Annotated in this window: 11 protein-coding genes; 4 read left to right on the plus strand and 7 right to left on the minus strand. The window is 69.3% G+C overall.

Translation table 11 applies throughout. The features are described from left to right. Nucleotides 1–215: 215 nt before the first annotated feature. Entirely contained in the window at nucleotides 216–1,538 is a 1,323-nt protein-coding gene (locus BS329_RS22890) for a helix-turn-helix domain-containing protein (protein ID WP_084750085.1), read from the minus strand. A 38-nt stretch (nucleotides 1,539–1,576) separates the two neighbouring features. Beyond that, nucleotides 1,577–1,786: a DUF397 domain-containing protein gene (locus tag BS329_RS22895; RefSeq protein ID WP_076163272.1), complete on the minus strand. Its 210-nt coding sequence runs from the start codon at nucleotides 1,784–1,786 to the stop codon at nucleotides 1,577–1,579. Nucleotides 1,787–1,938: 152 nt separating this feature from the next. Between BS329_RS22895 and BS329_RS22900 the strand changes: the two genes are divergently transcribed. The 3 genes from BS329_RS22900 (at nucleotide 1,939) to BS329_RS22910 (ending at nucleotide 5,279) form a co-directional block, all read left to right on the plus strand. Continuing rightward, a complete protein-coding gene (locus BS329_RS22900; protein WP_076163451.1) occupies nucleotides 1,939–3,801 on the plus strand; it encodes a glycoside hydrolase family 9 protein in 1,863 nt (620 codons plus the stop codon). Between the two features lie 111 nt (nucleotides 3,802–3,912). Next, on the plus strand, nucleotides 3,913–4,701 hold the full coding sequence (locus BS329_RS22905; protein WP_076163273.1) for an LOG family protein: 789 nt from the start codon (nucleotides 3,913–3,915) through the stop codon (nucleotides 4,699–4,701). Then, nucleotides 4,701–5,279: an LOG family protein gene (locus BS329_RS22910; RefSeq protein ID WP_084750088.1), complete on the plus strand. Its 579-nt coding sequence runs from the start codon at nucleotides 4,701–4,703 to the stop codon at nucleotides 5,277–5,279. The genes BS329_RS22905 and BS329_RS22910 overlap by 1 nt, the downstream gene beginning before the upstream one ends. Nucleotides 5,280–5,464: 185 nt before the next feature. On the opposite strand, the gene BS329_RS22915 is transcribed toward BS329_RS22910, so the two are convergent. Continuing rightward, on the minus strand, nucleotides 5,465–6,139 hold the full coding sequence (locus tag BS329_RS22915; protein WP_076163275.1) for a lysophospholipid acyltransferase family protein: 675 nt from the start codon (nucleotides 6,137–6,139) through the stop codon (nucleotides 5,465–5,467). A 51-nt stretch (nucleotides 6,140–6,190) separates the two neighbouring features. Between BS329_RS22915 and BS329_RS22920 the strand changes: the two genes are divergently transcribed. Next, a complete protein-coding gene (locus tag BS329_RS22920) occupies nucleotides 6,191–7,090 on the plus strand; it encodes a glucosyl-3-phosphoglycerate synthase (RefSeq protein ID WP_076163276.1) in 900 nt (299 codons plus the stop codon). A 100-nt stretch (nucleotides 7,091–7,190) separates the two neighbouring features. Here BS329_RS22920 and cydC read toward each other — a convergent pair whose 3' ends face one another. From cydC to BS329_RS22940, 4 genes are all read right to left on the minus strand, one after another. Then, nucleotides 7,191–8,747, minus strand: coding sequence for a thiol reductant ABC exporter subunit CydC (gene cydC / locus BS329_RS22925; protein ID WP_076163277.1), 1,557 nt, complete (start codon nucleotides 8,745–8,747; stop codon nucleotides 7,191–7,193). Then, nucleotides 8,744–10,303, minus strand: coding sequence for a thiol reductant ABC exporter subunit CydD (gene cydD / locus BS329_RS22930; protein WP_143253154.1), 1,560 nt, complete (start codon nucleotides 10,301–10,303; stop codon nucleotides 8,744–8,746). Before cydD ends, cydC begins: the two co-directional genes overlap by 4 nt. 108 nt (nucleotides 10,304–10,411) lie before the next feature. Next, on the minus strand, nucleotides 10,412–11,404 hold the full coding sequence (locus BS329_RS22935) for a cytochrome d ubiquinol oxidase subunit II (protein WP_076163279.1): 993 nt from the start codon (nucleotides 11,402–11,404) through the stop codon (nucleotides 10,412–10,414). A 3-nt stretch (nucleotides 11,405–11,407) separates the two neighbouring features. Further along, on the minus strand, nucleotides 11,408–12,586 hold the full coding sequence (locus tag BS329_RS22940) for a cytochrome ubiquinol oxidase subunit I (protein WP_076163280.1): 1,179 nt from the start codon (nucleotides 12,584–12,586) through the stop codon (nucleotides 11,408–11,410). Between the last annotated feature and the right edge of the window lie 47 nt (nucleotides 12,587–12,633).

The following is a 12,633-nucleotide window of genomic DNA, read 5'->3' on the forward strand; positions in this document are numbered from 1 at the left end:
CGAGTCGGGGAACACGGCGGGGGACGGGGAGCGTGTCCATTCGGATAACTGGAGTTATCTCGACGGACACGTCCGAGTAAAGGAGCCGGTCACAGGCCCGTCAATGGGCCGGATGGCCTAGCGGGGCGGGTGAAGATCAATATGCGAGGATTAAAATCCCTGTGTAGTAAGGCTTTTCCCGCCGGTTGCGATATATGGCGACTTTCGTATGGTTTTCAGTCCACCGGCCCGGAATCGGACATAGCGGCCGCGCGTACGCCGCGCCGATAGGCCGCCACCGCCTCGTCGAGCAGTCCGCGGGCACGCAAGGTGTCACCCAAATGCAGCGAGGTCGCCACGAGGGCTCCGCGCAGTTCGGAGTTTTCCTGCGCGGTGGCGGCTTCTTCGAGTAAGGCGGTCGCCTCGGGCAGATCGCCGCGGGCACGGGCGATGAGTCCCAGTAACCGGAGAACCTCCGCCTTCGCCTCGATGTCGGGGGATCGATCCAGAAGCGGCCGGATCCCCTCGGCGAGTTCGGCGGCCTCGTCGAGCGCCCCTTGGCGGCGGCGGACGTCGGCGAGTTCGATGGTCGCACCGAGCACGCCTTCGCGCGAACCGGCCTTGGCGAGGAGGTCGCGGGCGAGCAGGAGTTCGGCGTGCGCGTCGTCGAGTTTGCCCAGCCGTCGCCACAGGAAGCCGCGGGCCCAGCGGCTCCGCGCGGCGTCCCGGTCGTAGCCGATGGAGGTGAACAGCCGCAGTGCCCGCGAAAGATCCTTCTCAGCGCGATCGGCCAGGCCGATCGCCTGCCACAGCTGCGCGGCCTGCCGGTGATATCGCGCGGAGATGTCCTTGCGCTGAGCGAAAACCAGCGCGCGCCGTCCTTCTTCGGCTGCCCGTCGCGCGCGGCGGAGCGCGCCCATTTCGATGAGCGGGTGGATCAGCGCGGTCACCAGTGCGAGTTCGGCGTCGGGGTCGACGGGGCCGTCGGCGCGGAGCCCGGCGAGCGCGGTTTCGGTCAAGGCGACCGATGCGCCCAAGTCACCCGACAGCGCGCGGCAGGCGGCCACCCGGTTGACGATCATCGCGCGCAGCCGTGGTGACGCGGCTTCGGCGAGTTCCATGGCGTGCGCGAACCCCTTGTCCGCCAACGGGATGTCATAGCGCTGCCAGTGGACCTCGCCGAGATAGAACCGCGCGTGGCACTGGACGTCGGGCAGCCGGTACGCGGCCGCGCGCTGTTCTATCCGCGCGAATTCGCGCTCGGCGGACCCGAGTCCGCCTCGCTGCAATTCCCGATATGCACTTTCCAGTGCGTCGGTGAGGTCCGCGGCGGCACCCGGCGGTCTGCCGAAGCGGAGTTCGTCCGCCGTCAGCCCGAGCCGCCGGGCGAGATGGGACAGGACGTCGTCGGAGGGCACGCGGCTGCCGGACTCGACCTTGGCGAGGAAACCGCGGTCGTACCGGGGCTCGGCGAGCTCACGCTGAGTCAGCCCGCGCGCCTTGCGCAACCGCCGGATCCGCGCGCCGAGCGGTTCGGCCTCGGTTCGCGGTGACGGCATCGGTCCACGGTAGACGATTGCCCGGCGGGTACCGGGGTTCAGCCGGAGAGGTGGGTGAGCAACGCGGTGAAGCCGCTCACCGATACCACGAGGACCGGTCTGACCTCGGACGGGAGTTCCCGCTGCTTGGTGTCACGGATGCCGACACGCGCCCCGTCGATGCCGACCTCGACACAGGCGTTCTCTTCCCAGTGGGTGTGGCTCGATTTGTGCCAGCCGGTCATGCGCTCATGCCAGGTGGGGGTCATCTCTGTGGGATACCCGCTGACAGCCGTGCCAATCCGGTGACTTCCACCCGGCGAATCGGACATATTGACTGGGGGTCGTCCCGGCGCTAGCGTCTTGCGCGATAAAAAGGAAACTTTCTTAACTAATCTGACGAGTCATGAGCGGGGCGCCGATGATGGTGAGTTCCTGGTCCCGGGCGGTGGCCGCGGTTTCGGCACTGGTCCTCGGGGGTTTGACGGTTCCGGCGGTTTCGGCCGCGGCGGCGGTGCGCGGTGAGGTCCGGGTCGATCAGGTCGGCTACGGCATCACCGAGACCAAATACGCCTATCTGCTGTCCAGTGCGCCGGGGTCGTTCTCGGTGATCGACGAACGGGGCCGGACCGTCCATCGTGGACGGACCGGTTCCTCGCTCGGCGCGTGGAACGCGAAATATCCGGCGGTGTACCAGCTCGACCTGTCGAAGGTCTGGCTGCCGGGCAAGTACCGGATCGAGGTCAGCGGCGAGACCAAGGCGACCTCGCCGACGTTCCGGGTGGACACGAAGCAGCGGCTCTTCACGCCGCTCGTCCGCGCCACCACCGAGTTCTTCCAGGCGCAGCGTGACGGCGACGACATCATCCCCGGGCGGCTCGACCGGAAGCCGTCACATCTGGCGGACAAGCAGGCCACGGTGTACGACTGGCCGGTGTTCGTCGGCGAGGGCGGCGACGAGATCGCCGAACCGCTGAAGCCGATCGGCGGGCCGATCGACGTCGAAGGGGGCTGGGTCGACGCGGGTGACTTCGTCAAGTTCACCTCGAACACGGCGTATTCGCTGGCGGAGCTGGGTTACGTGCTCCGCGAGGGGTACGACCCAGTGCTGGCCAAGGAGGTCACGCTCGGCCTCGACTGGCTCGACAAGATGTGGGACCAGCGGAGCAAGACGCTGTACGCCCAGGTCGGGATCGGGACGGGCAGTGACGAATTCGGGTTCCTCGGCGACCACGACGTCTGGCGGAACCCGCACGACGACGACCCGCTCGACGTGAAACCCGGTGACCCCAAGTACTTCGTCAAGCACCGGCCGGTCTTCCCCGCCAACCCCGGTGGCACCGCGCTCAGCCCGAACCTCGCCGGCCGCGTGGCCGCGGCGTTCGCGCTCGGCGCGCAGGTCGAGGTGAAGCGGAACCCCGTGCTGGCAAGGAAGTACCTCGCCGAGGCCGCCTCCGTCTTCGCGCAGGCCAAGACCGAGGACGTCGGCGAACTCGTCACCGCGTTCCCGCACGCCTACTACCCGGAATCGTCCTGGCGCGACGACATGGAACTCGGCGCGACGCAGCTCGCCTTGGCGGGCAAGGCCTTGCGGGATCCGCGATCCGTCGAATGGACGCGGCAGGCGGCGCACTGGGCGAAGGCGTACATCGACCTCGAAGAGAAGAGCACGCTCAACCTGTACGACACCAGCGCGCTGGCGCACGCCGAACTGGCGAAGCTCCTGCGGCACGGCGTCCCCGGTGCCGCGCTCGGCCCGAAGGAGCTGATCGGCGACCTTCGGCGTCAGCTCGACGAAGGTGTCGCGAACGCGGCGAAGAGTCCTTTCCGGACTGCCGTGTCCGTCACCGAATTCGACGCCGCCAGCAAGAGCTTCGGGTTCGCCGCGACCGAGCGGCTGTACGCCGACGTGACCGGTGATCGGCGGTACGCGGCGTTCGGTTCGCAGCAACGGAACTTCACCCTCGGCGCGAACGCGTGGGGTATCTCGCTGGTCGTCGGGGTCGGCACGACGTCCCCGAAGTGCCCGCACCACCAGGCGGCCAACCTCGCGGGCGAGGAGAAGGTGCTCTACGGCGCGGTCGTGAACGGTCCGAACGGGGCCGGGCACTTCGCGGACCTGCCGTTCCCGGCCGGGGCCAAGGAGTGCACGAAGCCGTACGACGCCTTCGACACGACCGAGTCCCGCTACACCGACGACCTGGCCTCGTGGCCGAGCAACGAACCCGCCATCGACTTCACTTCGACGGCGATGCTCGCGTTCTCGCTGGCAGGACGTTCTTAGGTACGTTCGCGGGGCCCGCTCTCCGGCGGGCCCCGCGTTCGCGAATCCGACAACTCCTGTTCGCGGCGATGCTGCCGCTCCGGACGGTGACGACGTCGTAGTCTTGGTTGGGTGAGTGAGACAAACAGCGAGTTCCCCGACGGCCAGTACCCGGAACGTCCGATCGAGCGCCACAAGGGCCCGGTCGTGTTGCGGCGGGATCGCCGTGACCAGGGCAGCACCACCGACCAGCGCCTGCTGGACTCACGCGGGCCGAGTGACTGGGTGCACACCGACCCGTGGCGCGTGCTGCGGATCCAGGCGGAGTTCGTCGAGGGCTTCGGCGCGCTGGCCGAGGTGCCGCGCGCGGTGACCGTGTTCGGCTCGGCGCGGACCAAACGGGACCACCCGGAGTACGAACTCGGCCGCAAGATCGGCGGCGCGCTCGCCGACGCCGGCTTCGCGGTGATGACCGGCGGCGGCCCCGGCGCGATGGAAGCGGTGAACCGCGGCGCCAACGAGGCGGGCGGGTTCTCCGTCGGCCTCGGCATCGAGCTGCCGTTCGAGCAGGGCCTGAATCCGTGGGTCGACCTCGGCGTCAACTTCCGGTACTTCTTCGCCCGCAAGACGATGTTCATCAAGTACTCGCAGGCGTTCATCTGCCTGCCCGGCGGGTTCGGCACGCTCGACGAGCTGTTCGAGGCGCTCACCCTGGTGCAGACGAAGAAGGTCACGAAGTTCCCGGTCGTGCTGTTCGGCAGCGACTACTGGGGCGGCCTGTACGACTGGATCGCCAAGACGCTGCTCGCCGAGGGCAAAATCGGCGAGAAGGACCTCGACCTGCTGCACGTCACCGACGACATCGACGATGCCGTGCGGGTGGTGCAGGACTCGTACCAGGCATGGGAGAACACCCACTGATGCCGGCTCCGCGCCGGGTTTGCGTCTTCTGCGGTTCGTCGATGGGCTTCGACCCGCGCTACGCACTCGAAGCGAAGGCACTGGGTACGTTGCTGGCCTCTCGCGGCATCGGGCTCGTCTACGGCGGGGCCTCGGTCGGGACGATGGGCGTCGTCGCGGACGCCGCGCTGGCCGCGGGTGGCGAGGTGATCGGCGTGATCCCGGAGGCGCTGGGCAGCGTCGAGATCGCGCACGCGGGCCTGACCGAACTGCACGTCGTCGCCGACATGCACCAGCGCAAGGCGAAGATGGCCGCGCTGTCCGACGGATTCCTCGCGCTGCCGGGCGGTGCCGGGACGCTGGAGGAGCTGTTCGAAGTCTGGACGTGGGCGCAGCTCGGGCTGCACGAGAAGCCGATCGGGCTGGTCGACGTCGGCGGGTACTACGCGCCGCTGCTGAAGTTCGCCGACCACATGGTTTCGGAGGGCTTCCTGTCGGCGGGGTACCGGGACATGCTCTCGATCGACTCGGACGCTTCTTCGCTTCTGGACGGCTTCGCGGACTACGTCCCACCTCCGCGACCCAAGTGGGCTAAGTAAGTACGTGAAGGCCCCCTTCACTGCGCTAGACGCAATGAAGGCCCCCTTCACTGCGCTAGACGCAATGAAGGGGTCCTTCACGTACTTGGGCGGGCCTCCACGGACCTGACCAGGGCGGCCGCGCGTCGGCGGACGGGGGCGCGGGACCGGAGGGGGAGCAGGGGACCTTTGCTATCGCCCGAGTGTCAGGCAGCGCTCTGATCAGGGCGTTTGTGGTACGAGTCGACGTACTCCTGCCCCGAAAGCTCCAGGATCGCGTACATGATCTCGTCGGTCACCGAGCGCCGGATCGCCGGTGACGAGTCCTGTCCCTCGTACCGCGAGAAGTCCAACGGCGAGCCGTAGGTGACCGTGATCTTCGCCCGCCGCGGGATCCGCTTCCCCTCGGGCTGCAAGTCCTCGGTGCCGGAAAGGGCGACGGGGACGACCTTCGCGCCGGTCGCCAGCGCCAGCGCGGCGACGCCGGTGTGGCCGCGGTGCAGCCGTCCGTCCAGCGAGCGGGTGCCCTCGGGATAGATCGCGAACGCGCCGCCCGCGTCGAGCACCTTCCGCGCCGCTTCCAGCGCGGCGAGACCGGCCTGCGCGTTGCCGCGTTCGACGGGGACGTAACCGAGGCCGCCCAGGAAACCCGCCATCAGTTTGCCCCTGAGGCCGCGGCCGGTGAAGTACTCCGCCTTGCCGAGGAATTTGACCTGCCGCATCGCCGTGAAAGTGATCACGCCGGTGTCCAGTGCCGCCCGGTGGTTGGGTGCCAGCAGCACCGGCCCGGTGGCGGGGATGTTCTCCACGCCGCGGATCTCGGGGTGGTACAGGGCCCTGACCAGCGGGCCCAGCACGAATCGGACGAGTAGCGGTAGCAAGGTTCCTCCATCGACAGGGTGTCGGACTCCAGCATGGCACGATCACTACTCATGAGTTGGTTCGAGCGGCGCACGTGGCAGGACCCCGGTTGGACGCTCGACGACATCGTCGCCGCGAAGGGTGACCGGACGGTTTCGGTCGTGCTACCGGCACTCGACGAAGAGGACACCGTCGCCGAAGTCGTCGGCACGGTGCGGCCGTTGCTGGGCACGGTCGTCGACGAGCTGGTCGTGATGGACTCCGGGTCCGCCGACGCCACCGCCGAGCGCGCCGAACGCGCCGGCGCGCGGGTGGTGCACCGTGAGGACGTGCTCCCCGAACTGCCGCCGGTGCCGGGCAAGGGTGAGGTGCTGTGGCGGTCGCTGGCCGCGACGACCGGCGACGTCGTCGTGTTCCTCGACTCCGACCTGGTCGACCCCGATCCGGCGTTCGTGCCGACCCTGCTCGGGCCCCTCCTCTGCGAAGAGGGCGTCCACCTGGTCAAGGGCTTCTACCGGCGGCCGCTGCGGCTGGAGAGCAGCGGTGGCGGCCGGGTCACCGAACTGCTGGCGCGACCGGTCCTCTCGGCGCTGCGCCCGTCGCTCTCCGGGCTCATCCAGCCCTTGGGCGGCGAGTACGCGGCGACGCGCGAGTTCCTCGAGTCCGTGCCCTTCGCGGCCGGGTACGGCGTCGAGATCGGGCTCATCCTCGACGCCGAAGCGCGCTACGGCCTCGAAGGGCTCGCACAGGTCAATCTCGGCGTACGCAAGCATCGCAACCGTTCGCTGCTTCAGCTGGGGGTGATGGCGCGGCAGATCCTCGGGACGGCGCTCGCTCGCTGCGGAATCAAGTCGGACGACCCGGCTCAGCTCACCCAGTTCGCGCAAGTAGAGGACGAGTGGCTGCCGGAGGTCGCCGAAGTGTCGATCAGCGACCGGCCGCCGATGCGAGACGTGCGCCGCCTCTCGTGAGCGATGGGGAAGTGCCTTAAGTAACGCGGGTGGCCGTGTCGCGAAAGCCACTTTCGGGACGTCTGATGTCCCGAAAGTGGCTTTCGCGACACCAAATCACTCATGAGCCCAGCCGCAGGACCTCGTCGAAGCCCGCCACCTGGTCGGGACGGTGCGTCACGAGGACGACAGTGCCGCGCGTGGCCGCGAGCACATCGGCCAGGATGGTGTCGCCGTGTTCTGGGTCCAGTCCCTCGACCGGCTCGTCCAGCACCAGGACCGGCGGCGCGGCCAGCACCGCCCGCGCGAGCACGAGCCGCTGGCGCTGCCCTCCTGACAGAGCGTCGCCATCGGAGCCGGCTTCGCGGTCCAGCGGCAGGTCGAAACCCGCCGTCGCGCAGGCCGCGAGCAGCTCCGAGTCGGTGGCGCCGGGTTTGGCGAGGAGCAGGTTCTCCCGGACAGTCGTGTGGAAGACGTGCGCGTCCGCGAGCGCACCCGAAACCACCGACGGCAGCAGCGCGGGGTCGTAGGCGTCGAGCGGCCTTCCGTTCAGCAGAGCCCGTCCGGAGGTCGGCGCCACGGACCCCAGCAGGACGTTCAGCAGCGTCGTCTTCCCGGCACCACTCGGCCCCAGGATCCCGACCCGTTTGCCCGGTGGAAGGTCGAGGTCGACGCCGTCCAGCGCCGGAGCCCTGCCCTCGAAACGCACGCCGACCCCTTCGAGCCGCAGGTGTCCCGGCTCGGGCACCAGGGTTCCGCGCGGGGGAGCGGGCTCGGTCAGCAGGGCGCGCACCCGCTCCGCCGACGCCCGGACCTCGACCCAGCGCTGGGCGGCCGCGGTCAGCGGCAGGACCAGCTCGAACACGGCCAGCGCGCCCAAGGCCAGCGCCGCCGTCAGCGGCGGTGAAACCCCGGCGGTCAGTGCGATCGTGACGCAGGTCAGCAGCTGGACGAGCATCCCGGCCGCGGTCAGCAGGCTGGTCCGGTTCGCCGTCGACCGGTCCCGCGCGGCGAGGGCGTCGACAGCGGTGTGCGCGGAGTCCACAGTGGACTCATGGACGCCGTAGGCGATCAGCTCCCGCCGCCCGGTGATCAGTTCGACCGTCCGCTCGGCCAGATCGGCCCGTGCCGGAGCGCTCTCCTTCGCCGCCGCGCGAGTGATCCGCACGCACAGCCACGGTAGTCCGATCCCGGCGACGGCGAGTCCGAGTGCCAGCACCAGACCGGCCGTCGGGCTGGCGGCGAGCGCGACGGCGGTCGACACCGTGCCCACGAAAGCGGCGACCCCGGCGGGCAGCAGGCAGCGGAGGATCGCGTCCTGCACGGCGTCCACATCGGACACCAGCCGCGTCACCAGGTCGCCGCCGGAATGCCGGGAAGCCCGCTGTGGCAGTAGTGACATGTACACGCGGGCCCGCAGGGCGCCGAGATAGCGCAGGACGACGTCGTGTCCGGCGAGCCGTTCCGCGTAGCGCAGCCCGCCGCGCAGCAACGCCAGCGTCCGGACGGCCACGATCGCCACCGTGAGCGATGCCAGTGGCGGCTGCTCGGCCGCCTTCAGCAGCAGCCACGCGGCGGTGGCCATCAGCGCCGGCCCGGCCAGTTCGGCCCCGGCCGCGATCAGTCCGGCCCGTAGCAGTCGGACGGAGTCCTTGGTGGACATACCCCAGACGTTCACACGAGTTCCCGTTCCCTTACGGCGCCATCACGGACTTCGATGACGCGGACGGCCAGTCCGGCCATCGCGGGCCGGTGGGCCACGAGTACCGCGGTCCGGCCGGTGAGCAGTTCGCGGGTCGCGCCGAGTACGGCCGCCTCGGTCTCCGTGTCGAGCCGGGCGGTCGGTTCGTCGAGCAGCACCAGGCCCGCCTCCGTGCGGGCCAGTGCCCTGGCGAGGCCGAGCCGTTGCCGCTGCCCGGCCGAAAGCGGCGCGCCCAGTTCACCGATCCGCGTCCGGTAGCCGCCGGGCAGCCCCCGCACGACCTCGTCGAACGCCGCCGCGAGGGCCGCCGCCTGGACGTCCGGCACCTGGCCCATGGCGATGTTCTCCTCGACGGTCCCGGTGAACAACGTCGGCCGTTGCGGCACCCAGGCCGTCCCGGCCCGCCACCGCGCCGGATCCAGTTCGCGCAGGTCGACGCCGTCGACGAGGACGCGGCCGGACGTCGGCGTGACGAAGCCCAGCAGGACCGCCAGCACCGTGCTCTTCCCGGAACCGCTGGGGCCCACGAGCGCGACGTGCTCGCCAGCCTCGATCGTCAAGTCCACTTCGGACAGAGCGAGCTCGTCGCCGTACGCGACGCTCACCTTCTCCAGCACGATCCGCGGCGCACCGCGGCCCGCCGACTGGGAACCCCTGGCGGGCTCCTCCGGCGGAACGGCCAGCGCTTCCCGCAACGTGGCGAGCCCTTCCGCGCTGGCATGGAACTTCGCCCCGGCCGCCCGCAACGGCAGGTACGCCTCGGGCGCGAGCAGCAGCACCAGCACCGCCGTGTGCACCACCATCCCGCCTTCCAGCAGCCGGAAACCGATCGGCACCGCCACGAGCGCCACCGAAAGCGTCGCCACCAGTTCCAGCACGAGCGCGGACAGGAACGCGACCCGCAGCGTGCGCATCGTCGCGTCCGTATGCGCGTCCGCCATCGTCCGCACGGTCTTGGCCTGCGCGGCGGCGCGGCCGAACACCTTCAGCGTGCCGAGCCCGCGTACGACATCGAGGAAATGCCCGCCCAGTTTGGAAAGCAGCCGCCACTGCTTGGCCGTCTTCGCCTTCGTGTGCTGCCCGACCAGGATCGCGAACACCGGGATCAGCGGCAGGGTCGCGGTGATGATCAGCGCTGACGCGAGATCCGCGGTGAACAGCCGGACGAGCACGGCGACCGGCACGATCGCCGACAGCACCAGCGTCGGCAGGTAGCCGGTGAGATACGCGTCGCCGGCGTCGATCCCCCTGGTCACCAAAGTCGCGACCTCGCCGGGATTCTCCGCTTCCGCGCCGAGAAGCCGTTTGCGCAGCTTGGCTTTGACTGTCGCCGCGAACCGGCCGCCGAGCGAACCTTGGACACCCACGAGCAGCACTCGGGCGGCGATGGCGGCCGCGAGTGTCCAGGTCACGCCGCCGCCGGTGAGCAGCGTCGCGAGGCCGTCCGCCTGGACGAGGATCGCCACGGCGGTCAGCGTTCCGAGGACGGCCAGCACGCCGAAATGGCGTCGCAGCCCGGGAAGGGGAGGCATCACAAGCTCCTGTCTGGCTGGGTCGTGAGTGGCGATGCTTGAACGGCGATCACGCGTGTTCGAACGGCGATCACGCGTGCTTGGGCGGCGATCAGGCGTGCGTGGAGGCTAGAAGTGCAGCAGCGAACGCTGGTCGACCCGGCTGTCGTGCCTGCGCCAGGTCAGCCACTGCACGGCGGCGACCACCACCAGCGCGGGCGGCAGGACGAAGGTGAGCAGCTCGAGCATCTCGGTACTGCTGGCCGCTTCCGCCAGGCTCAGCGAGAATCCTCCGTCCTCAGAGGACACCAGCGCGTCCGGCAGGCGCAATGTCCCGACGGTCAGCGCCGGCGATGCGGACAGGACCATCGTGGCGACCAGTGCCGCCTTGTGCCGCCCCGCGCGCAGTGCCGCGGACGCGGCGGCCAGCGCGCCGAACGCCAGCACGATCGCGGGCAGCACGGTCCACGACGCGGTGGTCTCGATCGCGCCCCAGGCGACCGCCACGACCAGGAACGCGAGCGCGGGCGCGAGCAGGGCCTTGGCGACCCGGTTCGCGCGGGCGGTGAATTCGGCGGGTGCCCGGACGGCGAGGAAAGCCGCGCCCTGCAAGGCGAACAGCGCGACGAACCCGGCACCCCACAGCAGTGCGTACGGCTCGAACGCGGCGAGGACACCGCCGGTCGGCGCTCCCTCGGCGTCGAGCGGGAGCCCGAGGACGAGGTTGCCGAGGAACACACCCCAGGACACCGCCGTCACCCACGCGCCGACGGTGATCGCGAGCGTCCAGGTGCCGCGTCCGGCGTCGGACCGCCTGCTGCGCAACTGCACCGCCGCGGTGAAGGTGACCAGCCCGAGCAGCAGGGTGACGACCGGGAGATAGGCCCCGGCGAACACCTTTCCTTCCAGATGCGGGAAAGCGCCGAACAGGACGCCGACCGCGGCCACCAGCCAGACCTCGTTGGCGAGGAAGAACGGGCCGAAGGCGCCGAGCACACGCCGCCGTCCTTCCTCGTCACGGCTGATCCTGCCGAGCAGCATCCCGACGCCGTAGTCGTAACCTGCCAGCGCGAAATAACCCGAGGCCAGGAAACCGAGCACACACCACCACAGGATCACCATGGGTCAGACTCCGCTCAGGACTAGAGTTTCAGCTTGAGGCCCCGCCGGCTCTTCTTCGGGTTCCGGGCCGCGTTTGGCGACCCGCGACATCAGCACCCAGTCGGCGATCGCGAGTACCAGGAACAACAGTGTGAAAGCGATGAAAGAGAACAGGATCTGCCCCGCCGGGATCGAGGCGACGGCGTCTGCCGTCGTCAGCTGCCCGCGGATCAGCCACGGCTGACGGCCGATCTCGCGCACCAGCCAGCCGAGGATCGCCGCGACGAACGGCAGCGGAATGGCCAGCACCATCACGTACAGCAGCGGCCGCACCTTGGTGATCCAGTTCCGGAACAACAGCAGCGTGCCGAGAATCGAGGCGAGGAAGGCGAGGAAGCCGAACTGGATCATGAAGCCCAAGGAGGCGCCGACCAGCGGATCCGGGGATTCGAGTTTGCCGGGGTGGTAGTCCCCGAGCGGGCCGAACTGCGCGAACCCGAAGCCGATCACCATCGTGCTGCCCACCAGCGAGGCGAGCACGCCGACCCGCATCGAGCGCCGGAAGAACTCGATCTCCTTGGTGCGCCTGATGAAGTGGTACGCGCTGACGCCGACCACGAAGAATCCGCCGGTCATCAACGCCGCGCTCAGCACATGCGGCAACGACATCGTCAGTGCCGGGTTGGTGAACAGGGCGCCGAAGTCGTCGAGCTTCAGCACGCCGTTCTCGGCGTGCGTGCCGACCGGGTTCTGCAGGAACGAGTTGGCCACCATGATGAACAGGGCCGAGGCGTAGGCGGTCAGCGTGACCAGCCAGATCAGTGCCAGGTGGACCCCTTTGTTCAGCCTGCCGAAGCCGAAGATCCACAGCCCCAGGAAGGTCGATTCGGCGAAGAACGCCACCAGCGTCTCGATGGCCAGCGGCGCGCCGAAGACGTCGCCCGCGACCGCGGACAGACCGGTCCAGGTCAGTCCGAACTGGAATTCCATCACGATTCCGGTGACGATTCCCAGCGCGTAATTGATCACGTAAAGCTTGCCCCAGAAGCGAGTCATCCGCGTGAGTTCCGGCTTGCCGCCGAACGCGGAGCGTGTCTGCATCACCGCGACGAGTGTCACGAGCCCCAGTGTGAGCAGCACGAACAGGAAGTGGAACGAGGTCGTCGTCGCGAACTGGAGTCTCGCGATCGGGAGTGCGTCCATGTCGAAGCACTGTATACGTAGCCTGCCTACATGTAGGCACCAAATCT

It is taken from the genome of Amycolatopsis coloradensis, from assembly GCF_001953865.1.
In the GTDB taxonomy this organism is placed as follows: domain Bacteria; phylum Actinomycetota; class Actinomycetes; order Mycobacteriales; family Pseudonocardiaceae; genus Amycolatopsis; species Amycolatopsis coloradensis.